24 protein-coding genes, 2 tRNA genes and 3 pseudogenes are annotated in these 22,742 nt (G+C 68.6%); 14 read left to right on the top strand and 15 right to left on the bottom strand.

The genetic code is table 11. The features are described from left to right. Positions 1 to 232 precede the first annotated feature (232 nt). A complete protein-coding gene (locus tag K4G64_RS17050; RefSeq protein WP_031104995.1) occupies positions 233 to 838 on the bottom strand; it encodes a response regulator transcription factor in 606 nt (201 codons plus the stop codon). Positions 839 to 900: 62 nt separating this feature from the next. After that, complete coding sequence (locus K4G64_RS17045; RefSeq protein ID WP_308122412.1) at positions 901 to 1,419, bottom strand: hypothetical protein; 519 nt, start codon at positions 1,417 to 1,419, stop codon at positions 901 to 903. 161 nt (positions 1,420 to 1,580) lie between these two features. On the opposite strand from K4G64_RS17045, the gene K4G64_RS17040 reads away from it, so the two are divergent. Next, on the top strand, positions 1,581 to 2,567 hold the full coding sequence (locus K4G64_RS17040) for a helix-turn-helix transcriptional regulator (protein WP_221756889.1): 987 nt from the start codon (positions 1,581 to 1,583) through the stop codon (positions 2,565 to 2,567). Between the two features lie 106 nt (positions 2,568 to 2,673). Here the strand turns inward: K4G64_RS17040 and K4G64_RS17035 are convergent, their stop codons facing one another. From K4G64_RS17035 to K4G64_RS17025, 3 genes are all read right to left on the bottom strand, one after another. Next, positions 2,674 to 3,012 (bottom strand): hypothetical protein, encoded by a 339-nt coding sequence (locus K4G64_RS17035; protein ID WP_221756888.1) that lies wholly within the window; start codon positions 3,010 to 3,012, stop codon positions 2,674 to 2,676. Positions 3,013 to 3,325: 313 nt separating this feature from the next. Further along, positions 3,326 to 4,693, bottom strand: coding sequence for a PQQ-binding-like beta-propeller repeat protein (locus K4G64_RS17030; protein ID WP_221756887.1), 1,368 nt, complete (start codon positions 4,691 to 4,693; stop codon positions 3,326 to 3,328). Then, positions 4,690 to 5,241 carry a SigE family RNA polymerase sigma factor gene (locus K4G64_RS17025; RefSeq protein WP_221756886.1) on the bottom strand — a complete coding sequence of 184 codons (552 nt, stop codon included), beginning with the start codon at positions 5,239 to 5,241 and terminating at the stop codon, positions 4,690 to 4,692. The genes K4G64_RS17030 and K4G64_RS17025 overlap by 4 nt, the downstream gene beginning before the upstream one ends. 320 nt (positions 5,242 to 5,561) lie before the next feature. Here K4G64_RS17025 and K4G64_RS17020 point away from each other — a divergent pair, with 320 nt between their 5' ends. Together K4G64_RS17020 and K4G64_RS17015 are read left to right on the top strand one after the other, a co-directional pair. Next, positions 5,562 to 5,975: a hypothetical protein gene (locus tag K4G64_RS17020; RefSeq protein ID WP_221756885.1), complete on the top strand. Its 414-nt coding sequence runs from the start codon at positions 5,562 to 5,564 to the stop codon at positions 5,973 to 5,975. 91 nt (positions 5,976 to 6,066) lie between these two features. Continuing rightward, positions 6,067 to 6,384 carry a hypothetical protein gene (locus K4G64_RS17015; protein WP_260460560.1) on the top strand — a complete coding sequence of 106 codons (318 nt, stop codon included), beginning with the start codon at positions 6,067 to 6,069 and terminating at the stop codon, positions 6,382 to 6,384. Between the two features lie 209 nt (positions 6,385 to 6,593). On the opposite strand, the gene K4G64_RS17010 is transcribed toward K4G64_RS17015, so the two are convergent. Further along, a complete protein-coding gene (locus K4G64_RS17010) occupies positions 6,594 to 6,953 on the bottom strand; it encodes a deoxyxylulose-5-phosphate synthase (RefSeq protein ID WP_221756883.1) in 360 nt (119 codons plus the stop codon). 423 nt (positions 6,954 to 7,376) lie between these two features. On the opposite strand from K4G64_RS17010, the gene K4G64_RS17005 reads away from it, so the two are divergent. From K4G64_RS17005 to K4G64_RS16995, 3 genes are all read left to right on the top strand, one after another. Further along, entirely contained in the window at positions 7,377 to 8,087 is a 711-nt protein-coding gene (locus K4G64_RS17005; protein WP_221756882.1) for a hypothetical protein, read from the top strand. Between the two features lie 50 nt (positions 8,088 to 8,137). Further along, positions 8,138 to 8,767 carry a hypothetical protein gene (locus K4G64_RS17000; protein ID WP_221756881.1) on the top strand — a complete coding sequence of 210 codons (630 nt, stop codon included), beginning with the start codon at positions 8,138 to 8,140 and terminating at the stop codon, positions 8,765 to 8,767. A gap of 135 nt (positions 8,768 to 8,902) precedes the next feature. Continuing rightward, a complete protein-coding gene (locus tag K4G64_RS16995) occupies positions 8,903 to 9,139 on the top strand; it encodes a hypothetical protein (RefSeq protein ID WP_221756880.1) in 237 nt (78 codons plus the stop codon). A 115-nt stretch (positions 9,140 to 9,254) separates the two neighbouring features. Here K4G64_RS16995 and K4G64_RS16990 read toward each other — a convergent pair whose 3' ends face one another. Beyond that, positions 9,255 to 9,728, bottom strand: a complete 474-nt coding sequence (locus K4G64_RS16990) for a hypothetical protein (protein ID WP_221756879.1) — start codon at positions 9,726 to 9,728, stop codon at positions 9,255 to 9,257. A 318-nt stretch (positions 9,729 to 10,046) separates the two neighbouring features. On the opposite strand from K4G64_RS16990, the gene K4G64_RS16985 reads away from it, so the two are divergent. From K4G64_RS16985 to K4G64_RS40180, 7 genes and pseudogenes are all read left to right on the top strand, one after another. Beyond that, positions 10,047 to 10,904 carry a hypothetical protein gene (locus K4G64_RS16985; RefSeq protein WP_221756878.1) on the top strand — a complete coding sequence of 286 codons (858 nt, stop codon included), beginning with the start codon at positions 10,047 to 10,049 and terminating at the stop codon, positions 10,902 to 10,904. Between the two features lie 242 nt (positions 10,905 to 11,146). Then, positions 11,147 to 11,533 (top strand): TraR/DksA C4-type zinc finger protein, encoded by a 387-nt coding sequence (locus tag K4G64_RS16980; protein ID WP_221756901.1) that lies wholly within the window; start codon positions 11,147 to 11,149, stop codon positions 11,531 to 11,533. A gap of 518 nt (positions 11,534 to 12,051) precedes the next feature. Next, the gene (locus K4G64_RS16975; protein WP_221756877.1) at positions 12,052 to 13,518 is read left to right on the top strand and encodes a pre-toxin TG domain-containing protein; all 1,467 of its coding nucleotides are present in this window, start codon (positions 12,052 to 12,054) and stop codon (positions 13,516 to 13,518) included. Between the two features lie 15 nt (positions 13,519 to 13,533). Next, positions 13,534 to 13,866, top strand: coding sequence for a barstar family protein (locus K4G64_RS16970; protein WP_260460559.1), 333 nt, complete (start codon positions 13,534 to 13,536; stop codon positions 13,864 to 13,866). 693 nt (positions 13,867 to 14,559) lie between these two features. Continuing rightward, positions 14,560 to 14,967, top strand: a complete 408-nt coding sequence (locus tag K4G64_RS16965; protein ID WP_221756875.1) for a hypothetical protein — start codon at positions 14,560 to 14,562, stop codon at positions 14,965 to 14,967. 947 nt (positions 14,968 to 15,914) lie between these two features. Beyond that, positions 15,915 to 16,363, top strand: a pseudogene (locus tag K4G64_RS16960) (IS6 family transposase); the annotation flags it as partial. Further along, positions 16,318 to 16,416 (top strand): annotated as a pseudogene (locus K4G64_RS40180) (integrase); the annotation flags it as partial. The pseudogenes K4G64_RS16960 and K4G64_RS40180, both read left to right, overlap by 46 nt. A 404-nt stretch (positions 16,417 to 16,820) precedes the next feature. Here K4G64_RS40180 and K4G64_RS16955 read toward each other — a convergent pair. Together K4G64_RS16955 and K4G64_RS16950 are read right to left on the bottom strand one after the other, a co-directional pair. Beyond that, complete coding sequence (locus K4G64_RS16955; RefSeq protein ID WP_221756874.1) at positions 16,821 to 17,330, bottom strand: lamin tail domain-containing protein; 510 nt, start codon at positions 17,328 to 17,330, stop codon at positions 16,821 to 16,823. Between the two features lie 686 nt (positions 17,331 to 18,016). After that, positions 18,017 to 18,331 (bottom strand): hypothetical protein, encoded by a 315-nt coding sequence (locus K4G64_RS16950; RefSeq protein WP_221756903.1) that lies wholly within the window; start codon positions 18,329 to 18,331, stop codon positions 18,017 to 18,019. A 12-nt stretch (positions 18,332 to 18,343) separates the two neighbouring features. On the opposite strand from K4G64_RS16950, the pseudogene K4G64_RS16945 reads away from it, so the two are divergent. Beyond that, positions 18,344 to 18,499: pseudogene (locus K4G64_RS16945) on the top strand (site-specific integrase); the annotation flags it as partial. Positions 18,500 to 18,566: 67 nt separating this feature from the next. Here K4G64_RS16945 and K4G64_RS16940 read toward each other — a convergent pair. The 6 genes from K4G64_RS16940 to K4G64_RS16915 all read right to left on the bottom strand — a co-directional run. Further along, a tRNA-OTHER gene (locus tag K4G64_RS16940) sits at positions 18,567 to 18,659 on the bottom strand. Between the two features lie 168 nt (positions 18,660 to 18,827). After that, the gene (locus tag K4G64_RS16935) at positions 18,828 to 19,988 is read right to left on the bottom strand and encodes an oxygenase MpaB family protein (RefSeq protein ID WP_221756900.1); all 1,161 of its coding nucleotides are present in this window, start codon (positions 19,986 to 19,988) and stop codon (positions 18,828 to 18,830) included. A gap of 32 nt (positions 19,989 to 20,020) precedes the next feature. After that, positions 20,021 to 21,076 carry a polyprenyl synthetase family protein gene (locus tag K4G64_RS16930; protein WP_221756873.1) on the bottom strand — a complete coding sequence of 352 codons (1,056 nt, stop codon included), beginning with the start codon at positions 21,074 to 21,076 and terminating at the stop codon, positions 20,021 to 20,023. Then, a complete protein-coding gene (locus K4G64_RS16925) occupies positions 21,066 to 21,344 on the bottom strand; it encodes a polyprenyl synthetase (RefSeq protein ID WP_221756872.1) in 279 nt (92 codons plus the stop codon). The genes K4G64_RS16930 and K4G64_RS16925 overlap by 11 nt, the downstream gene beginning before the upstream one ends. Positions 21,345 to 21,758: 414 nt before the next feature. Next, positions 21,759 to 21,831: transfer RNA gene (locus K4G64_RS16920), tRNA-Arg, on the bottom strand. A 90-nt stretch (positions 21,832 to 21,921) separates the two neighbouring features. Beyond that, positions 21,922 to 22,742 (bottom strand): IclR family transcriptional regulator C-terminal domain-containing protein (locus K4G64_RS16915; RefSeq protein ID WP_221756871.1); only part of this gene is annotated, 821 nt, incomplete at its 5' end.

The raw sequence follows: 22,742 nt of genomic DNA, 5'->3' as shown, positions 1-22,742 counted from the left end.
GGGGCTCGCACCGGCGCCGCCGCCCGCAGCGCCCGCACAGGGCGCGCCGCCCGTACAGGGCGCGCCCCCCGCACCGACCGCGCGGCCCGCACCGACCGCGCGGCCCGCACCGACCGCGCGGCCCGCACCGCCACCGTCCGCACCGCTGTCGCCGCCCCCACCACCGTCCGCACCGCTGCCGCCGCCCGCACCACTGTCTCCTCCGGCACTGCTGTCGCCGCCCACGCCGACCTCACAGCAGCCCGTGTTCCCCGGCGATCCGCGCCGCGTCGAAGCGGTTGCGACCGCCGAGCTTCTTGATCGCGGCGGACGTCAGGTTCCGCACCGTGCCCGCCGCCAGATACAGCTCGCCCGCGATCTCCTTCACCGTCGCCCCGCCGGCCGTCAGTCGCAGCACGTCCATCTCCCGGGTGCTCAAAGACAGTTCACCGACCGAGACGGGCCGCAGCAGCGACGGGTCGACGGTCAGGCAGCCGCCCGCGACACCCATCAGCGTCGTGACGAGCTGAGGCAGCCGGGCGTTCTTCGGCACGACACCCAGCGCGCCGGCCGCCACGGCCCGGTCCACCACCGACGACGTCGCCGCCCCGACCATCAGCGCCACCCCGCACCGGGGATGCCGGCTGCGCACGTCGGTGGCGACACGCAGCGCCTTCCCGCCCATCGTGGACTCGCCGAGCAGCAGCACCGTGGGCCGGTGCCGCTCCACGGCCGGCTGCACGGAGTCGTACGACGTGGCCAGGCCGACGACCTCCAGCCCGTCGACGCCGTTGAGCGTCTCGGCGAAGGCCTCCAGCACGAGTTGGTGATCACCAGCGAGGACTATGCGAATCGACATGCTCGACCCCCGTACGGCAGGACTAAGGCAAAGACTCTGAAAAACATGACAAGTGGTGTCCGTCAGCTGGAGGGGGTGCGCCACCGCTCGTGCAGTCGCACCAGCCGCTCCACCACCGCCTGGGCCGCCTCCTCCAGGCCGATGCCCTCGTGGCCCACGTCGACCTCGATGTGCTCGGCGCCGGCCGGCAGGGAAGCCGCGACGACACCCGACAGCACGCGGAACGCCGGGGCCAGTTCTACGCCTCCGCTTGCGGACGGCACGACCACGACACTGGCGGTGACCGGGCCGAGGTCGGCGGCGATCTGGCCGGTCAGCGCGCCGAAGCTCTCCGGCCGTTCCACATCGGCCTGATACGGCAGTGCGACCAGCCCGATTCCGGCCAGTTCCTTGCACAGGAACGCCGCGTTCGTGGCGGCGTCGTCGTCGCGCCCCGGGTGCCCGGCGCCGACCACGGCGACAGCGGCGCCCAGCGCGCACAGCTGACTGGTGACCCGCCGACCGACGCCGGTGGTGGCGTCTACGACGAGGACGACACAGCCCTGCAACGGCGGTGGTACATGTGCGACTGTGTGCGACACCGGAACTCCTGAGCGGGTAACGTGGCCAATATGTGAACGATCTACGGGGGATCTTCGCCCGACCTGCGAAGGCTCCCCCGAGTCGCGCCTCCGCTCTCGAGCCGGCGCGGCGGTCCGGTCCAGACATGCGGTTCACATGTGGTTCAAGGGGGAGACGCCACGTGGACGACGTATCGCCGCTCGATCAGCAAACCCTCGCGGTGTACCGCGCGATCCTGTTCCACAAGCAGCATGATCCGGACAAGCTCGCCGAGCTCCTCGACATCGGTCCAGACGATGTGCACGCGGCGCTCACGCGACTGTCGGACCTGTCCCTGCTCGCTCCGTCGGGCGACTCACCCGGCTCACTGCGCGCGGTGAACCCCTCGCTCGGCCTGAAGGTGCTGCTCCAGCGGGAACAGGACGAACTGGTCTGGCGGCAGCAGCGCATCGAGCAGAACCGGGCGGCACTCGCCGCGCTCGCCGCCGAGTACACGGCGTCGGGCGGATCCGGCTCGGACGGCACCGAGCAGCTCGACAACGTCGACGAGATCCGCATCCGGCTGGAGGCCCTCGCCGAGTCGTGCCAGCAGGAGTCCCTCGTCTTCCACCCCGTCGGCGGGCTGACCAAGGAGGCCATCGAGGCGTCCCGGCCGCTGAACGAGCGGGCGCTCGCCCGGGGCGTACGGTTCCGCTCGATCTACCTCGACAGCGCCGTCAACGACCGGGTGACGAGGTCCCACGCGCAGTGGATGGCGGAACACAACAGCGAGATCCGCACGTCGCCGACCCTGCCGATGCGACTGCTGATCATCGACACGACCGCGGCCATCGTGGCCAACCTGCCCGGCCAGACGGGCCCCGCGGCGCTGATGTTCCACAGCCGGCCGGTGGTGCTCGCCATGCGGGCCCTGTTCGAGGCCTACTGGGAACACGCGACGCCGTTCCATCAGCACCCCTCACCCGACGACGACCCGCAGGGCCTCACCCCGCAGGAGCGCAAGCTCCTCCAACTCCTCGCCACCGGCCTCACCGACGAGGCGGTGGCCCGGGCCCTCGGCATCGGCGTCCGAACCGAACGCCGCATCATGGCCGAGCTGATGGAGCGCCTGGGTGCCTCCAGCCGCTTCGAGGCGGGGGTCCAGGCGGCCCGCCGCCAGTGGATCTGACGGCGGCTCATGTCCTGGGTGGTGGGCAGAGGGGCCGGGTGCGGCAGTGTCGTTGATGCACCGGCACCCGGCGTCCTGGTCGCCGAAACCGTCGTGGTCGCGGAGATCACCGCTCGCCCACCGGACCGGGCTGCCAGGTGAAGTCGTCGGGGCCCTCGGCGGGCGACTGGTGCCAGGTGAAGTCGTCGCGGTTGTGGAGCGGGTTCGGCGTCCAGGTGAAGTCGTCGCCGCCCAGGGGCAGCGGCGTCCAGGTGAAGTCGTCGGGCGTGCCCGGCAGGTGCGGCAGCACGATGTCGCCCGGGATCCCGGCCCGCGCGGTGACGGCCGAGCCGGACCCCTGCTGGTCGGCGGCCTGAGCCGGCGCGGCCCAGGCGAGCGTGGCGAGCACGGCCGATCCGACGGCGACGGCGGCGGCGGCGGAACAACGCTTGGTGATGCGGATCATTTCTGGTCTCCGTTCCCTGCGTGAGTCAGGACTTTTGCGACGATGCGCATGGAGCCAGTGGTGCTTCAGCTCCCCCGGACCGTTCCGCGTTCCCCGCGCTTCCCGGCCGCTGAGAAGAGAGAACCATCCCGCCGACCCCGCTGTCCGCGTCCGGCCACGCCAGGAAGCTGCCTGGCAGGGAGTTGCACTCCGGGGCCCCGACACGGGCTTGTCCTGTTCGCAGGTCGTCGACGGAAATCCCGGGCCGGGAAGGAAGCGTCAACTCTCCCTCCCCGAACCGGGATTCCTGGGCCGACTACGTGGGTCGCCCGGGTCAGTCACCGACCCGAGGCAGCAGCGAGACGACCGTGCTGCCGTTGCGGGCGACGAGCGCATCCCCGTAGAGCAGGAGTTGGGGCGAGCCCCCGAACGCGGGCCGCGCCTTGCCCAGGTCGACGTGATCGCGCCAGACCTGCTTGCCCGTGCGCAGATCGAGGCCGGAGAGGTCCCCGGTCGGGCTGAAGAAGTACACGACCCCCTGCCCCGCCGACACCACGGGCGACGGAAGGCTCTGCATCGTGTCCTGGCCGGGCAACGTGACGCCCACCGGGCGGGTCCACAGGGTCTGGCCCGTGGTCAGCGAGTAGGCGGAGGCCTTGCCCTGCCAGGACACGGAGATCAGACGATCACCGACGACACTGGAGGTGGCCGGCGTCCCCACGGTCCGATAGGGACGCGAGACCCGCTCCCCCGAGCCGCTGACGGTGGTCAGCCGCAGATCCTTGCCACCCGCGCCACCCGCACCCTGCGCTGCGATCAGCACCATCCGGTCCCCGGTGGTCCCCATGAGCTGCTGCCCGCCGGGGAGGGTCGCGATCTTCGTGGCGCTCCCGTCGGCGGGATCGAGCCGGAGCACCTCGGTGGCGTCCGGCTTCTCGACGTCCGGCAGGCATGCGAGGTACGGCACTCCGCTCAGCACGGCCCGCTGACACACGGTGCCCTTCTCCCAGGTGTGGCGCCACTTCTCCTTGCCGGTCAGCGGATCGAGCGCCGACGCCGTGCGCACCGACGGGGTGTTTGCCAGTACCGCGCCGTCGATGAGCATGGCGGCCTGGGCCGTGCGGTCGTCCTGCGGCATCTCGACCTTCCACAGCACGTCGCCGGTGTCGGCGTCCATCGCCATCAGATCGGTGCCCCCGGCGTAGTCACCGTCCGGCCCATTCGCGGCGGTGTGATTGCGGTAGGCGTACACCACCCCGTCACGCACCGCGAACGGGTGGTCGATGCCGTCGCCCTCACGGTTGACCTCGACGGTCCACAGCCGCTTGCCGGTGTTGGCGTCGATCTTCACGGCGTCGTACGCGGACCCGCTGCAGTACAGCGCGGAACCGTCCACCAGACACCCCCGCTCGCTGGCGCCCGGGCCGCTGCTCCGCCACGGCTCCCAGCCCTCCGGCGGAGTCGCGGGCGAGGCCGCCGGCCGCACGGGCCGATCGTGCCCGGTGCCGCCCCCGCCAAAGCCGAACACCGCCCCCACGCTGATCGCGGCAACGGCGACCGCCGCCCCCGCGGCCTGCGAGAAACGCCGCCGGCTGCGCCGCCGCACCACCTGCTCCACCAGGTTCCCGGGCGCCCGCACCCGGTCCAGGGCGACCGTGTTCAGCGTCTGGCGGACCTTCTCCTCCACGCGCTCCGTCGTCATCGCTGGACCTCCTTCGGCGTGTAGTTGAGCGGCTGGACCCGTTCCGGGGGCCCTTCGGGGCCGAGCTCCGGCACGAGCGCCCGGAGCTTGGCGAGCGACCGGTGCGCCGTACTGCGGACCGTGCCGATCGGGCATCCCAGCAGCGCCGCGACCTCGGCCTCCGGCAGGTCCTCGAAGTAGCGCAGCACCACCACGGCCCGCTGCCGCTTCGACAGCCGGCCGAGCGCCGCCCACAGCGCGACCCGCAACTCCGATTCCGACCCGGCATCAGCGCCGGTCTCCGACTCGGGCAGCACGGGCACGGTCGTCTCCGCACGATGCCTGCGCAGCCGCCAGCGGTTGACCTGCTGGCGATACATCACCTGCCGCACGTAGGCCTCGTGCTGCTCGATGCGCGCCCACCGCCCGTAGGCCTTCATCAGCGCAATCTGCAGCAGATCCTCCGCGGCGTGCCGGTCCCCGCCGGTGAGCAGCACCGCGAGCCGCAGCAACGCGGTGGACCGCATCGCCACGAACTCCCGGAACTCGTCATGACTCGAGGCCTCCATCGACCCTCCCCTTCTCGAACCATCACGACGTGATGAGAGGCCCGCGGCTATCCCTCACCGGACGAGATTGTTCGGCCGCACCCACGAAACGACCTTGGCACCGGCCGGTTCACCCGTCGCCGGATGTGCCGGGACGTGGATCGGCGGCCCGGATACGGTCGTTCAGCCCGGCGAAGGACACGGGTGGACCGCCCGCCGCGCGAACCGTGCCCAGACCGCCGCTGCCCGAGCCCAGGGCGGCGACCATCGGGCGAAGGGGGGACGGGCATGCTGCTCCATGGGGCGCAGTCCGCCGGCGGGCGAGTGACAAACTGTTGCCGATGAGCGACTACTGCCTGTGGCTCGCCGCGATACCGCGGCCCCTCTCCGAGGCCGACGCGCGGGTCTACTGGAACCTCAAGGAACCGACCCCAGGCCTCACCGAAGCGCTGGCCGATGCGGCGTACTTCTACGTCGGCTCCTGGCAGGAGAAGCACCTGTCCGAGCGCCCTCAGTCGGGGCGCAGCCCGGCGGTGCGCCTGTTCGACTGGCTGTTCCTGCGAGGCACCATCGACGACTACCGGGCTCCTGCGCTCAACCCCCGACTCCGCGACGAACTGACCGCCCTCTACCGGCCCCGCCCCGACGACCTGCCGTCCGAGTCCGTGGCAGCCCATGAACTGGAGCGCTTTCTGGCCGGGCACATGTCCTGGCACCTGCTCCCGGAGGAGACGCCGCGAGAACGGCACAACTGAGTACCTGTACCGATGCGCGGAACCGGCCGCCACACCACGCTGACCGCATGCACTTGGTGGAGCGTCACCCGCGGACGGGACGGCAGTGGGCATGAGCCGGACGAACAGGCCTTCAACCGGCCGCCAGATCGGCGTCAGCCTGGCGCTGCTCGTCATCGACTTCATGCTCATCGCCTGGTCGGTGTACGCCGTCGGGATCGCGGGTTGGGCCGACAGCTACGAAAGCGACGGCGTCGTCCCGACGAGCGCGTCGCGAGCGGCGTCACAGGCACTGTGGCTTCTGTGCGGCGGCGCGCTACTGACGGGCGGCGGCCTCCTGGCCCTGGGGTGGCGCATCCCCGGCACCGTGCAACTGCTGGTCCTCGGCGGCGGGGCGGTACTGGTCTCTTCACTGGCTGCCGGTGGATAGCGCTCGGCTGCTACCGCCGGGACAGGACGCGCAGTCGGGACCTCCAACTCGGCAGCCAATGCATGACGACCACCGTCGCAACGAAGCTGCCGAGCGTCACGAGGAAGGCCCCCGGATAGAGATGGTTCACCCAACAGGGCTGCCGCTCACTGCGGCACGGGCCCGAGGCTCCCGACTCTTCCAACTGCTGCTGGGCGCCGAACGCCTCATCACCGATGATCCTCTCGACGCCGCCAGGGCAGCTCTCGGCGGACCAACGCCTGAGCGAACGGCTCCCCGGTGGCCCGGGCATAGGCCATCCGCTCGCGCACTTCGCTGAGGCTGCGCGGACGGTAACCGGGCCCGCCGCAGCAGCTCTTGTGGAAGCGCACACCGGCGTGCAGCAGCACGGAGAGGGTGCGCCAGGCGGCGGTGTCCCGCCTCTTGGGCGCCGCGAAGGCGGAGCCGACGTGGATCAGAGGTTCGGCGCAGCGCGGACAGACCCGCTCGTGGTCGTGATGGCCGGGGTAGGGCTGCTTGTACGAGGCCCGGCAAGGCAGGCATACGTACGAGGTCTTCGCGTGGGCCATGTGGCCAGGTTAGAGCCATCACAGGACCGGGCTCGAAGGAATTTCGGCGAGGTCATTTCGGCAAGGTCAGGGAAGCCGACCGTCCTCGGTTCGGTGAGCGGTTGTCGTACCTGTAGGTACGCCCCTCGGGGGATCAGCTGCGGCGCATTGTGGCTCATGTCGCCTGAACGTGGCTCAGTCCTACAATCATGGCGGAAATTGGGGCGCTTCAGGATCAGCCGTCGGCAACTCCGGGCAGCGAGTTGCCTCCCGCTGGGCTCCGGACATCCGGATGAGAACGAGGGGGATGGCCATATGGCCCATTACCGAAGGTGGCTGATCGCAAGCGTAAGCGCGGTCCTCCTGGCGACAGGCTGCACTGATTCCGGGCGGGATACGGACTCGCAGACGTACGGCTCAGCGGCTGGTACCACCGGTGGAGACGTGCCGCTGGACGACAACGACGAAAGCGGTGGCAAAACCGACGAAGGCATCCAGCCGGAGCAGTCGGCCATTACCGGCGGGCAAACCGACGGGCAAACCGGCGGGGAAACCGGCGGGCAAACCGGCGGGGAAACCGGCGGGGAAACGGACGGACTGAATCCGGACGAGGCCTGGATGGCGGAGACCGAGGACGCCGTGGCCGTGGTGGACCGCTTCTGGAGGTCGCACTGGAACGACCACTTCACCGGGGCGTACCAGTCGCCGTCGGTCTTCGGAGCGTACGTGGCCGGCACCCCTGAAGCTCCCAGTTGCGGAGGCGAGCCGGCCGCCCCACAGAACGCCTTCTACTGCACTCAGGGAGACTTCATCGCCTGGGATGCCGCGCTGATGCGGGACGGCTATGCCCAGGGCGACTCGTGGGTCTACCTGGTGGTTGCCCATGAATGGGCCCATGCCGTACAACGCCGTGTTCTCGGACTGAAAGCGGTGGCCGCCGAGTTGCAGGCGGACTGTCTGGCGGGAGCAACCCTCTTCGGCTCCGAAGACCTCGTTTTCGAGCAAGGGGACGGGGACGAACTGGCGCAGGCCCTCGCCGCCCTCGCCGACGAGACGCCCTGGACCAGCTCCGAGGACCACGGTGACGCCGAGCAACGCACCTCGGCGTTCAGCACCGGAGGCAGCGACGGCATCGGCGCATGCCTGCCCGACTGACAGGAACCGTGGGGGAGTTCCCTGCACCAACGGGACGATCCGAGGAGATCATGGCCAACACTCCCGATGGAGAACCTGACGGACAGCCGGGTGCGTTGAGGCGGGCGTGGAGAGACCACCCGGCGACCATCATCGCTGCACTCATCACCCTGGCCGGTGCCCTCATGGCTGCGGTTGTCCAAAGTGTGAACGCGGACAACTCGCAGGAAAAGCAGACTGACGATTCCGTCCATTCAGAAACACCGGTCGACCGCTCGTCCCTTCCCGCGCCCGCGCCGGATCAACGGGATTCGGCGACACGATGGAGAGGGCCCGTCACCCTCCCACTGAGCCTCAATGTCACCTCGGACGTCGGCGCCGAACTGGACGGAAAGAGCCCGGGAAAGCTGGTAGGAGTAGACGACGACCTGCGGGGGGACTACAGCACGACCCCGGCCGTCATCGTGATGAGCGGTCGTGCCGCGGAAACGGGCAAGGACCTGGACGACCTCGATCCGGCGACCTGCGAGGACAAGCTGCCCGCTCTGCCGGGTGACCCGCCCACCATCAGCGCCTACCGAGAAGGAACCTACTGCTTCGCCACATCTTCCGGCGAAATCGGGGCCTTCAGGGTCACGTCGCACCTAGCCATCTCTGACATTCCCAGCTCACTCGCCGTGCAGGTGGTCCTGTGGGAATGAGACAGGAACCGAGCAGGACAGAGGCAAGTGCCCCGACCGGGTGACGTTCAGCTGGTTCGACATCGGTGACCAGCAGGGCACCCCTATGGTGCGTCTCGCTCTTGCACACTCAGCTCACCGAGGAGTCGACGCAGCATGGCGACACCGCAGGATCAGCAGCCGGCCCAGGCGTACGGACAGCCGCCGGTGATCATCATCAACAACAACAGCTCCGCGGCGGCGTCCGCCGCAGCGGTAATCGGCGGGGCGGGCCCGAGGCGGCGGCGTCAGTCGCTGTGGGCCCACTTCTGGCTCTTCATGTTCACCGCGGGCATCGGCAACGTCTTCTACGCGATGCACGTGAGCCGCTGGAACCGGGACCGAGGTCTCTGATACCCCGACCGATGCGCCCTGCCCGCCCGGGAGCTGCCGGGCCCCATGCGCTTCATCAGCTCCCTAGCGCTGGTGTCGCGCCCGGCCCGGGCCCGTCCGCTGCCCGCGGCCCCTCCTACTCCAGGTGGTCGCGCACGACGTCGAGGAACGCCCTCCGGCTCGGACGTATGTATGCCCAGACCTTCTCGTCCTGCGGTTCTCCCGGGTCGCCGGGGCCCTTTCTGATCACGTCCTGGACGTCATACGCCAGACGACGCGCCGCCTCGTTCACCTCGGTCGCGCACAGCATGTGAATCGTCTTCTGCGCCACCCACATTCTGTCGATGGACTGTTTTGCCCGTGCCTGCCACTGCTCGTCAGCCAGCCTGTGGTGATGGCGGTCCACAGCAACCCGTTCGGCTTCTTGCACTGCGGACAGGAAGTCGACGAGGTGGGTGACGCGTTCGTTGCGACGCGCCTCGGCGCGCTCACGAGCGCTCCGCCGCACTTCGGCCCGCTCCGCCGCGCGTCCCAACGAGTACTGAGTCAATGTGGACACGAGGCCGCCGAGCACAACGCCGAGGAACGGCAAAAGGGTTGTCGATGTCACAACTCACTGTGGCACTCACGCGTCCGGTTTCGTGCTTCTTCTGGATATGTCGTGCACTGCCCTCCTGCGGTGGTGTATTCAAGTTCTCGGTCGGCGCTTCGACATGACCGGGTCCCCTTCCCGCTGCTCCTGCTCGGCGCGCTGGTCGCCGGCCCGGCACTTCCCCGACCCGTTCCTGTGTCGCCTACGGCTTCGGATGCGAACCTCCCTTAGGCTCACTTCGCCACATATGACCCCTGATCAGCGAAGGACAGGACAGCGGGAATCAACCGTGAGCGGCTCAACAGAACGCTGACGTTCTGGCTGCGTCCTGCGTTCGTGCTGCGCGTCATCAACCGGTTCCAGAAGATCGCGGGCTTCGACCGCTCGATGGCTCTGGCCTCCGGTGCGTTGACCGCACTCATCCCGCTTGTAGTGCTGAGCGGTGCCATCTTCGGCACAGAGGCCGCAGACCGGATCATCAACCGCTACGGGCTCGCCGGTGAAGGTGCTGAGGCCGTCCGGGCGGTGTTCTCAGAAGAGGCCACGAATGCCGGCGTCGGCGTCTTCGGGACGGTGTTCCTGGCGATCTCGGTGCTGAGCTTCTCCCGGACCATGCAGCGGCTCTTCGAGCAGACCTGGGAACTGAGGCCGCTCGGTGTACGCAACACGCGCAACGGCCTGTGGTGGATCTGCGCGCTCAGTTTCTACACCGCGCTGATCGGGTGGCTCTACGTGACACTGAGCGGCGGACGCTTGGGGCTGGCGGCTGCGGTGTGCGAGATTCCGGTGACCGTGGTCTTCCTCACCTGGAGCGGCTGGATCCTGTCCGCGAAGCGGCTCGCCGGGGCGGTCCTGCTCCCGTTCGCGGTCTGCGCGGCCGTCCTGGCCGCGGCCTATTCGGCAGTCGCGACCGTCTACCTGCCGCGTCTGTTCAATTCCTACGCCTCGCGCTACGGCGCGGCCGGCGCGGTCTTCGGGATGGCCTCGCTCCTCTTCGGCGCCATGCTCGTCCTCGTGGTGTCCGCGGCCCTGGGACGGGAGGTGCGGGACGAACTCGTCCGGATCCGTCAAGGTCGGCGCCCGTCCCAGGACGAGGTCCGCCGCCAGTGGGGCAACATCGTCGAGCAGACCCGGTCACGCTGGCGCGCGGTACGCAAACGGCCCCCTCACCATCAGCCCGAGATTTCCCACTGAGCCCCCGAAGAGCCAGACCTGCCGCGCCAGACCGAACGGCCAGCCTCGTCCAACCGGCCGACGCGATCTGCTCGCGCGCGAACTGTTGCGCAACCCGACCTGGCCGCTCCACGCGGCCCGCGTGCTCGGTGACGACGTCCCGTGGCCGAAGCAGTACCAGCGTGGCCGCCCACCTCATCGCTGAAGCCGTCGTCGCCCGAGCACCCGGGAATACGGCGCAAGGCAATGAGGTTTCCTCCGGTATGGGCGACCAATCCACCAATGCCGCTTTCGCCGCACCCCAGGGTGAGTCGATGCGGGCACTGCTCGCGGCCGACCGTGTCGGCACGCTGCAGCAGATATCCGCTCTGAGCCGTGAATACGAGGGGATCGTCGAGGCGAACGCACTGGTGGCCATTGACGACGAGCACGACCCGGAGGGCGCGAGCACGGCCTTCGAGCGGGCGCACGTCGCCGCCCTGCTGTCCCAGGCGCGCGAGCATCTGAACGAGCTCGATCGCGCCCTGGAACGGCTGGAGAGAGGCGACTACGGGCGCTGCGAGCAATGCGGTGAGCCGATCCCGACGGAGCGCCTAGAGGTTCGCCCGGCGGCGAAAACCTGCGTGCGCTGCGCGTCCGGAGCTCGTTGAAGGGTGCGCAGCCGAGGACGCGACACATCGCCCTGCCCCAACTCGGCGTGCGGGTAGATGCCGAGTTCCTCCGTCGGCGGCCGTCTGCCATCTGACCTTCACCCGGCCTGATCAGGAGAAGAGACGACCCGGCTCATCGGATACCGCCGACCGCACCGTCGCGGCAGGCGATCTGCTGCGCGTCGTCCGTCCGGACATAGACGCTCTCTGTCCCCCCGGCAGGATTCGAACTTGCGACACCCGCTTCAGGAATGGCATCGAATCCCTGCCGGGTGGTGCCAGACGCTGCCGAGTGGCGCTATTTCACCTGGTCAACCCCGCGCGGCTTCGTACTCCGTCCGGCTCATGATGCCTCGTACCGGACAGTCCGCTCACACATCGCGCAGCCTTCCTACTGTCCAGTAATGTGAGTGCGCACACTTTTGCCAAAACGGCGTCTCCGGCCTGCCTCCCACTCCCTGACCAGGGGTGACCTCCTCGCGGGGGTGCGGCGCATTCCGGATGACGCGGGGGAACAATTGAGACAGAACAAGCCGGTATCCCGGATCGTCACTGCCGTCCTGGCACTGGTCCTGGTCTTGACCGGAACCGTCGCCGCTGCGCCCGCACAGTCGGCCGCCGCCGCATCCAGCCCGCTCGCCTCCTGCAAGAACCTGACCCCTCTGAAGAAGATCGGCTGTGTCAGGGACGCCCTGGAGAAGAGCGCCGACGCGTCGGTGCGGGAGTGCCTGAACAAGCCACTGACCGAGCGCCCTGCCTGCCTTCAGAATCTGGTCCATCAGATAGCCGAGCGCGGTGTCACCTGGTTCCTCGTGCTGCACCTCATCCATGAGGCCCGCGACGGACAGCTCGATGCCCAGTACGCCTACGACGCCACCGTCAAGGCATACGCGGCACTGGACGACCCGTCACTGCTGCTGACGGACGAGGCGCTGCGCACGAAGTTCCTCCAGTCCGCCGCCAAGGCGGAGAAGAAGGGCAGGGCCGCCGCCGAATTCGGCCGCGAGGCGGTGAAGGTCGCCAAGTCGACCGCCAAGCTGCTCAGGGACACGATGTACCTGATCAAGGAGTTGGAGGTCGGCAAGACCTACAAGGACATCATGGGTGCCCTGGACACCATGAACGCCGGAATGGCGCAGATGAACTCCGGGCTCGACCAGATGAACGAGGGCGTGGCGGAGGTCAACGCCGGACTCAAGCAGGCGAACGCCGGCATCGCCCGCGCCAACAGCGGCATGGCCCAGATGAACAAGGGGATCAGCGAGGCGAACAAGGCCCTTGCCGAGACCAACAAGGCCGTCAAGAACATGGCCAAGGGCTTCGAGCAGCTGAACCACATCACCCCCGGCCGGATCGACTTCGACTTCTCCAACCTGGAGACCCTCTTCGGCAGCGAGAAGTCCTTCGCACAGGACGCGGCACAGCAGCGCAAGCTGTCCCTGCTGCTCGACCTCACCCCGGGGATCGGAGACGTCAAGGGAATCTGGCAGGCCATCACCGGTACGGACTCCGCCACCGGTGAGCCCCTGTCCGGCCTGGACCGCGCTGTGGGAGCGGTCGTCATTCTGCGCACGATGAAGGCCGGGTACAAAGGCGCCGACAGCCTGTACAACGCCTCCCGGCTCACCGCCGTACTGCGCACCACGGAGCAGGCCAACCCGCTCATCGACAGCCTGCGCAAGACCGGCAAGCTCCCTTCGAACTACGTGACGAAGAGCCAGGCCGCCCAGAAAGGCTGGGAACCGGGCAAGGCTCTCGGCAACCACGTGCCGGGAGGACAGATCGGCGGAGACATCTTCCGCGACCCCGCCTCCATCGGCCTGCCCACCAAGTCGGGACGTGTGTGGTACGAGGCCGATGTCGGCCTGACCAATACCATGAAGCGGTCCAAGCAGCCGGGCACGCGACTGCTCTACTCCGACGACGGCCTGCTGTACGTGACCACCGACCATTACAAGACCGTCGATTTCGTCGGCACCTACTGAAAGACCCTGGCCGTGATGACGGACGAGACAGACGGAACAAACGAAGCGCAGCCCACGGTCCCCGACGCCCTCGTCATCGATCTGACCGAGGTACGGAACGCCGAGGAACTCCAGCGGCTCCTTCAGCGGGAACTGATGTTCCCCGACTTCTACGGCCGGAACTGGAACGCCTTCTGGGACGCGATCACCGGCCTCGTCGACCTGCCGCACGAACTGACCTTCACCGGATGGGCCGCCTTCTCGGCGGTGCTCCCGGCGGAGGCCGGCAAACTGCGCGAACTCCTCGAGGACTACCTCAGCGAATACGGCCAGTACTTCGCGACCCCCCGCCGCATCCACTACCAGTAGGACCGAACCGCCCGGCGCCGATACGCCGAGGAACAGGTCGGCGACTGCCCGGACACAGGAATCGAGCACGTCCGGCGAAGCCTCCTGAGCCTCCTGAGGCGCCGGCGTACGTCGGCACTGCTCCTCCAGCACCGCGAAGGCTCAAGGCGGCCAGGTGCGACTCATACGCGACTGCTCACACAGCATCGCCACCTGGCCGCCCGTGCCTGCTTGTCGCGAGTGGCCTGGCTGACACAGCACGGGCCCCTCGCGTCGGCCTCGGCGAGAAGGGCGGGGAGGTGGTCGCCGCCGCGGCACAAGCGCTCACGCAAACGGCCCCGGACGAGGAGCCCGAGGCCGAGTAGGAGCCCTCCCCGGGGAAGAAGCCCAAGGTCAGAGCGATAACGCGTTGTGCCCCCGGCAGGATTCGAACCTGCGACATCCGCTTCAGGAGAGAGGCCGGGGCATCGGGTCGGTGACCTGCCGCTTCGCGGACCGAGCTGGTGGGCACGAACGTGATCTACGGGCGGTTGCTCGGCTGACCTGCACGGGAGCGCTGCTGGCGTCCGACCGCTCGCCGAGCCTGTCCCCGGTGTTCCCCGTGGTTCCCCGCACGATCTGGCACCCGTCTGGAACGGGCGGCCGGTGACCGACATCCACTGTTAGCCTCATACGGCTCTGACCACTACTCACCATCAAGCTACGGGGATTGAATTGAGCATCAAGCGAATCGTTCAGGGCGGAATATCCGCACTGGCCATGGGTGCTGTCGCGGTGGCCATGGTGCCGGGCTCGGCGCAGGCGGTGGACTGGGACCACGGACCGCTGTACGACAGGGGCAAGCACGCGGCGGCCTACATCGAGGAGCGCGGCGACTACCTCAGGGTCTGTGACATCAAGAGCGACGGCAAGAAGGCGTGGGTGAACGTCTTCGACTACTACAGCGGCGACCTCGTGTACAGCCTCACCGACACGAAGAACGACGGTAAGTGCAGCTACCGGGACGCCTCGGACGGCGGCAAGTACAACCTCGCGGAGAACCAGAAATTCGACGTCATAGTCTCGCATGAGCCCTCGGACAATTCGGGCTCCTACCACTTCCAGTTCCTCAACGATCACTGAGAACGCCAGTGGTGACGGGTCATCAGCGAGGCTGATGGCCCGTCGGTGCGCTCTCCGCCTCGTCCAAGAGACTCATCCTCGATGGCGTACCGGACTTCCACGCCGAAGCGCGAGCCGTCGCCCGCATGCTCCGTGATCATCTCGTGCCTGCACAGGCATGTGGGGACTGGTCGGGTAGTCCTGCCGTGCTGGAGTGTTCCTCGTGAGCGACCGCCAGCCCTACCAGGGCGCCTACGAGATGCGGGAGATCGTCAGCGCCCTGCGCCACCAGTCCCGTCGGGCATGGCGCGTAAGGCCGTCCTGCCCCCTCACGTCTTTGAGCCGACCGCCCCAGCCACAGAGGGTGTCTCCCCGCTTCATGCCCGAAGCCGCCGAGCGCGCCGCCGGACGCGGCCAGCCGGGGCGAAGCCCGGGAGGAACCCCAGTCAGTGCTGTCCGGGCCCAGTCTGTGGAGGCACTTGGGAAGGCCACGGGTTGGGTGAAGCAGCGGGGGCAGGGGGTGTTTGCCCTGACCCGAAGGGCGCTGAGCCGAAGGGCGCCGCACCAGGGGGCGTTGGTGCGAACGAGGCCGGGACGGCTGACGGCGAAGCCTCGACCGAGCGTCCCTTGCGGGCCCCCACCACGACGGAAACGCCCGCGATCTCTAGAGCGATCCCGGCCATACCGAGGAGGATCGGAGTGTGCATGCCGTCCTCGGTGCCGCAGATCTGCACCGGTTCCTGTCCTATTTTCGTGGCCCGGCACTGCCACCCTGTGGCGTCGTCCATGTCCCATAGGGCGGCATAGGCGAGTACGGCAAAGCCGGAGAGCATCAGGGCGATCTGCAAGGTGCGGGCTATCGGTGACATGGTCAGTCACCATAGCGGTCAGGGTGCGCTCTTCGGGCACTGTCACGTTGGCTGGCCGGGTGGGATGATCTTCGGGTTGATCATGGTGTGGTGGGGTCCGTGGGCGGTACGCCGCCGTCGTACAAGGGGCACCGGTACCGGTACCCGGTCGAGATCATCGCGCACTGCGTGTGGCTGTACTTCCGCTTCCCGCTGTCGCTCCGCGAGGTCGAGGAGCTGATGCTCGAGCGCGGCGTGATCGTCTCCCACGAGACCGTCCGCCGCTGGTGCGCCAAGTTCGGGCAGTCCTCGCCAACGGCCTGCGCCGCCGACAGCCCCGGCCCGGGGACAAGTGGCACTTGGACGAGGTCTTCCTCAAGAGCAACGGAGAGCAGAAGTACCTCTGGCGGGCCGCCGACGCCGACGGCAACGTGCTCGACATCCTCGTACAGAACCGGCGGGACACCGCTGCGGCCAGGCGCTTCTTCCGCACGCTGCTGACGAAGACGGGGGCAGGCCTTGCATCACCACGGACGTCTACACCCACGTCGTCCAGGACACCCGGCGCGAGGCCATGAGCCACATGGACCGGCTGCTCAGGAGGCGCCGCATCCGCGAGTGACCGCCCGCGTTGATGTCAGAAGTAGATGTCAAAGGCCCCGGACCATGATCGGTACGACTCGTTGGGCGTCTTCATGCTGTAGTGCTTCGAGGAGGGCTTGCCGAACCGGTCGTGTATGGCTGTCCGGCGTGAGAGTAACGGGTCCGGCTGAAGGCCCGCTCGACCTTCGCCAGATGGGTCGCCACTGTCGGCATCGCCTTGCCGTACTCGATCGGGTCGGTGGCCGTGGGGGGCCAGCCGACCAGGGCCTGCCTACAAGGTCAAGGCGGGTGGCAGACCATCAGCTTCGCCTTCTGGCGACCATGGCGACGCCCCCGGCCATGGAAGTCGCCTTGGAGCCGGGGGCGTCGGTGTCGATATCGGGGCGGCGATGGCGCTCTCAGTTCATCGCCGCCGGTGAGGGGTCAGCGGTGGCCGTGCCCGTGCCCGTGTCCGTGGCCGCCGCCGTGGCGGTGGTGGCCCCAGGACTCGTTGTCGATGAAGCGTCCGCGGTCGTTGCGGAGGGTGGCGGTGTCGGAGCGGTTGTCCCACACGTAGTCGCGGCGGTCCTGGTACAGGTCACTGTCGGTGTCGCGGCCGATGCCGGTGTGGATGCGCACGGTGGCGCGGCCTTCGAGGCGGTAGTGGTTGAAGGTGTAGGTCTGGCCGTCGTCGTTCCGGAGGGTCCAGCCGTCGAGGTTCACCGCGCGGCGGGCGGTGTTGGTGATCTCCACCCACTCACGGTTCAGGGAGCGGTTGGAGTGGTCGTCGCGGCCGGGGGAGTTGTACTGGACGTCCGAGATCTTCACCTTCGGCCGCTCGGGGCGGGCGTGGTCGGCGGCGGATGCCGGGAGGGTCACCACCGAGACGAGGGCGCCGGCGGTGAGTGTGGCAGCGGCGATACGGCGAGCGGTGACGGATGCGAAAGCGGACATGAGGTCCCCTTACGGTGCGGACACCCTCCCCGGCGCGGCCACCGTGGCCTTCCGGGGATGTTGGTGCGTGTGCGGTCGCGGCCGGTTGGCCGCACACACACTCTGTCCATCCAGTGAAGAAGTCGTGGGGGAAACATGGCTCCTGTTACCTGTTGTCCAACTTTCTATGACTCTCGGATGTAACGTCCACCTATCCACCTCGGGCGCGAAGTTGACGCCTTCGCAGACCCACACCCCTTGTGGGCATTGCGGTGCGAGGTCTCTTCGCCAGGTTCCACCACCCCCCAAACGGCAGGTCGTGTCACCCGAAAGTGAGTAACAGCGCAGCTCCAAGTCACCATCGCCAGCGACCCCCGACACGCAGAGGGCCAGTCCGCCGATCCAGCTCCTCCGTTCAACGAGCAGCGGCCTCACCGGTGCCGTCGGCGTCGTAGAGCGGACCAGCCCGGACGCTGCCGAAGAGGCGGGGACAGCGCCGCGCGCCCTCGTAGACCGCGAGGCGCGTGCCGGATTGTTGGGTGCGCGAGCACACGTCGACGTCATCAGCTTGGGAAGCTTGGGTCCTCCACGCTCGACAGGCGCGCTGACCTGCTGCACACCGGTGTCACGACATGTGGACGTGCTCGGTGAGTGACCGCTGTTCCCCGTGGCTCCCCGCGCTGTCTGGCACGGGTCTGGCACGGTGCTTACCGCGGCCCTGGCGGCTTGGGGACACCCTTGTCCATCAGCGCGTTGGTGAACTCGACCGCGAACCGGTGGGTTTCGGGTGACACGTCGGTGGGCTCGCCGGCGTACCAGCGGAAGGTGTCCGGGTTTCGCTCAGCCTCGTCCAACCAGTGGGCCAGGCGGTGAAGCTCCCCTTCGCTGAGCCTGGTGGCGGCCTGATGAACCCATGTCTCATCTGGACCGGTGTACGTCCCCAACGCCATAACGGCCAGCTCCACCACGTCCGGCACGAAGACGGACCGGCAAAGATCACGGGTATCAGGAGAGACCGGCATACGCCAAGGATGGCAGCCGGAGTCGCTCCCCGAGTCGTGCTGGAGATCCTCGGTCACTCCCAGATCAGCATCACGATGGACGTCTGCACCCATGTCGTCCAGGACACGCAGCGCGAGGCCACGAGTCACATGGACCGGCTGCTCAGGAGACGCCGCATCCGCGAGTGACCGCCCTCGTTGATGTCAGAAGTGGATGTCAAAGGCCCCGGACCAAGATCGGTCCGGGGCCTTTGGCTGGTGCCCCCGGCAGGATTCGAACCTGCGACACCCGCTTTAGGAGTTTTTCCTTGAGCGGAGCTGTGACCTGTGGAAACGGCGACGGTGGGGCGCCTGGCCTGGGAAACATCCCTCCGTAGTTCTCACGGGTTCGCGGGGTTTCCCGGCCTCATGTGTGCTGAATCCGTGCGCATCGTCCCCTTGCGCTGGGATCAGTCCGGGCAACCAACTGATGATTTCAATGGAGCGCGCAATATCCGGAGCTTGAGCATGCGTGTGGTCAACAGACCGCACCCGCCGGTGGCTCCCACCGGCGGGTGCGGGGCACCGCATGGGGGATGCCGTAGTCCTTCTTGAGTTGTTCGGGGATGGCGTAGTGCATGACGCGTCCGCGGGTGAGGGAGGACAGTTCGAAGACGGTGGTGAGGTGGCCGAGGCGGTCCAGGGCCCAAGCGCCGAGAGGGGAGCGGTCCTCGATGGTCTCCAGGACGCCGAGGAGGTGGGGCACGGCTTTGACGACGGTGTCCCACGGGGTGTGCGGTACGCCGAGCCAGCCGGCGCAGGTGGGGCCGATGAGGTGGCGGATCAGCGCGGAGACGATCGGGTCGAAGAAGGTGCCGGGCACGATCTCCTCGTAGAGGTCGATGAGCTGCCGGGTCAGCTGCGCGCCCTCCTCGGAAGGCCCCATGTGCCGGATCATGTACCGGTCGAGGAACTGGCGGGCCTCGTCGAGGGACTTGGGGACCGCGTCCTGGTCGACGCCGAGCAAGGCTCCGACCACCCGCCACGCGTAGTAGTAGGCTTCCGCGCCTTCCTGAGACATGTGGATGCCGAGGCGGTGCAGGCTGTCCAGCACGAGCAGGGAGAAGAACATCTGGCCGCCGATCATGTCCTCCTGGCAGATCGGCACTCCCAGCGCGTCGCCGTCCCATCGGTTCTCCCGCCGCAGGTGGTGGCGGATGGAGGCGTGCAGGAGGCGGACCTTCTGGGCGGCAGGGATGAAGCGGCCGCCTGCTTCGAAGGCGTTGGGCTGCATCAGGTAGACGGTGAACTGGCCTGTCTCCGCCATCCGTTTGGAGGGGTACTTCAGTCCGTGGGTGGCCGACAACAGCTTCGCCACGTGCGGTACGACGTAGCAGGCGGGCATGGAGGCGAAGGACAGCGCCGTGGAGATGTGCACGTTGTTGTCGATGAAGAACAGCCGGGCCTTCTCCATCTCCGACCAGTCCACCCAGGCCGGCGGGACACGGGTGGCCTCGAGGTACTCCCGCGCGACGTCGGGCAGACCGTCCGGCAGGGGAGCGCCGGTGGTGGAGACGTAGCGCATCAGGGTGTTGAACGTGCCCACCTGGCCGCGTTCGAAGAGCGTGGCGACGGTGGCGTCGGCGAGTTCGTCACCGGCCTGCCTCAGGGCGTCCATCGACGCGTCGGTGTACGTCATCGTCATGGCAGGGCTCCGTGGTGGCTGAGTTCTCAGAACTGGCGGTCCGCCGCGGAGCGGGCCATTGCGGTCAGGGCGGTGTGGGCGGAGGCCGGTACGTCCAGCTCGTCGAGAGCACCGAGCGCCTCCTCTACCCGTACGCCGATCATGTCCTCGATGCGGTCTGGTGCCCTCAGCACGCGCATCACCTCGCGGACCGTGTCCAGGGCATCCGAGTCCAGGCGGCGTCGGCCCAGCAGGGCGCGCAACCGTGCGCGGTCGTCCTTCCCGGCCAGGCGGAAGGTCTCTGCCAGCAGGGCCGTAGGCCGGTGGCCTTCCACATCGTCGGCGTTGGCCTTGCCGGTGCGCCCCGGGTCTCCGAACAGACCGAGCAGGTCGTCCCGCAGCTGGAACGCCTCGCCCAGCGGCAGTCCGTACGCGGAGTAGCCCTCGCGCAGTCGTGTGCCGGCCCCGGCCAGGGCGCCGCCGATCAGCAGAGGCTGCTCGACGGTGTACTTGGCGGTCTTGTAGCGGATCACCTTCAATGACGCATCGGTGTCCGGTCCGGCTCCGGTACGCAGGATCTCCAGGCACTCGCCCGCGATCAGCTCCCGGGCCATCACCGACCACAGGGGGCGGGCACGGGCGAGGTACGCGGCGGGCAGGCCGCTGGTGGCGAACAACTGCCCGGCCAGCGCCATCAGCAGGTCGCCCACCAGCATCGCCAGCGACCTCGCCGCCGCCGCGCCGCGCGGACGACGCCGAACGGCATCGCGCAGGGCGACGTGGGCCGTGGGGCGCCCGCGACGCAGCGGACTGTCGTCGATGAGGTCGTCGTGAACGACCGCTGCGGCGTGCACCAGCTCCATGGAGGCCGCCGCCCGCACCAGTGCGGCGCTGTCCGGCTGGCCCACCGCGCGCCAGCCCCAGTAGCAGAACGCCGCGCGCAGCCGTTTGCCATCCGCGACCGCGTTCCCCAACTGCTCGGCCACCGGGCCCAGGAGCGGATCGATCGCGGTGAACTGATCAGCTTCCTGAGCGACGAACCGGCGCAGCACCTCGTCGATGCGGCGCCTGAACGCGACCGGTTCCCACCGGTCAGTCATCATCCACGCTCTTCCGAGCCGACACGTGTCGGGCGAGGATCTCCAGGTGGGCCGGGGGCACGGCCGCGTACTGGTCCAGCACCAGGCGCCCACGCGCCGCGAGGTCGTGCTCGGCCTGCGTGGCGAGCTCCGCGGCATCCGAGCGGCGCAACAGCCTCCGAACCCCGCCGACGGCCGAACCCAGCGTGCTCACGGCCAGATCGGCCAGCCCGGCCACCAGCAGGAACGCCTGCCCGTCCAGGCTTTCGCGCGGTCCTGCTTCTCGCGTCATGCTCTTCCCCACCCCTAGCCCATCCGGGCAGCGCCGGTCACGCGCCGTCTCTTTGAGCATCGCGTCACATCGGGAGGGAGTCCGGAAGAACTCACGATCGAGTGATCACATCGATCGATCGTACGGATCGCCACTGCGGCGGCCCGCACTCGGCAGTCTGGCGCCGGGCTGGTCACTGTGGCGGTTCCGCCGCCCACGCCTGCACGGTCGCTTCGCCGTCCTCACTGCGGCAGACACCCAGCTGGCCTCCCACCCGGGCCAGGCGCTCGGACACGGCCGACACGCCCTGGTGCGTGCCCCTCCCATGAAAGATCATTTGGGCATGTGGCATCCATGTGGCAGTGGGTCATGAAAGCGGCCCCCCGTTCGAAAGGAACGGGAGGCCGTCAATCCTCCGACCTGCCACGCAGGCTGTGCCCCCGGCAGGATTCGAACCTGCGACACCCGCTTTAGGAGAGCGGTGCTCTATCCCCTGAGCTACGAAGGCAGTGGCAGTGGACGCAAGCAGCGTCGTGCCTGTGGTCTGGGAGGACCACAGGCGTCAGCGTACCGGATGTGGGTCGGGCGGGTGTGGGGGTCAGGTCAGGGGGACGTGGGTGAAGTGGGCCGCTGTGTGGAGGTCCGTCTGGATGCGGGCCGCCGTGGCCGTCAGTTCCGGGACCAGGTCCGTCACGCACTCGCTCGGGGTGCGGCGGCTCGCGTGCATCGCCGTGTTCAGGGCCGCCACCACCCGGCCCGAGCTGTCGCGGATCGGGACCGCGATCGAGCGGAGGCCCTCTTCCAGTTCCTCGTCCACCAGGGCGTAGCCCTGCGTGCGGACCGAGGTCAGGGCCTGCGCCAGCGTCTGCTTGTCCGTGATCGTGTGGGCGGTGAGCGCCGGGAGGTCCTCGGCACCCCGGACTCCCTCGGGCGCGTCCGCCAGCAGCACCCTGCCCAGTGCCGTCGCGTACGCCGGCAGTCGCGTGCCGACCGTGATGTTCACGCTCATCACCCGGGCCGTCGCCGCCCGGGCCGTGTACTGGATCTCCTCGCCGGAGTCCGACAGCACCGCCAGTGACGTCGACTCGTGGATGCGGGACGTCAGGTCGGCCAGGTGGGGCTGGGCGATCTCGGGGAGGGACGTGCGGGACAGGGGAGGGAAGCCGAGGGAGAGGACCCGGGGGGTGAGCGAGAAAGTGCGGCCCGCCGCGGCCACCAGGCCCAGGTGCTCATAGGTGATCAGGGCCCGGCGAGCCGTCGCCCGGGCCAGGCCCGTCGCCCGGGACACCTCCGTGAGGGTCAGCTCCGGCCTGCCCTCGCCGAAGGCCGTGAGGACCGTCAGGCCGCGGGCCAGGGACTCGATGAACTCGCGACCCAGCTGCTGCTTGGACGCCCCGGTCCACAGGGCCAGGTCCGACG

This window comes from Streptomyces sp. WAC04114 (assembly GCF_019733245.1).
GTDB lineage: Bacteria > Actinomycetota > Actinomycetes > Streptomycetales > Streptomycetaceae > Streptomyces > Streptomyces massasporeus_A.
Note: the sequence above shows the minus strand (reverse complement) of the source record. Positions and strands in the feature narration are given on the sequence as shown.